The 256-nt window shown below is 50.4% G+C and carries 1 pseudogene; it reads right to left on the bottom strand.

The window, feature by feature from the left end:
* Positions 1-256: pseudogene (locus B3V51_RS08780) on the bottom strand (hypothetical protein); the annotation flags it as partial.

Raw genomic sequence — 256 nt, 5'->3', positions numbered from 1 at the left:
GTCAAATCTGGACGAATGTATGAGCCGCCACCGGAGGCTGTGCCGATACCTGTTCCCCAAAAATCAAGCTGCTCGGTGGAGAGGGGTGCAACGGCTAAAAATTGACCGTTCCACGTTTTACCCACTGTCAGATCATCCACTTGCACATAAGCATGGCGCAAGCGCAGGTTGGATCCGCCCTTGGCATAATCCCCATAAAAATCGCCTTCAATAAAACCTGTGAGCTTTTTATCCTCCACAGACTTGGTCGTCTTCA

Source organism: Psychrobacter sp. UBA2514, assembly GCF_002341255.1.
GTDB classification, from domain to species: Bacteria; Pseudomonadota; Gammaproteobacteria; order Pseudomonadales; family Moraxellaceae; genus Psychrobacter; species Psychrobacter pacificensis.
Note: the sequence above shows the minus strand (reverse complement) of the source record. Positions and strands in the feature narration are given on the sequence as shown.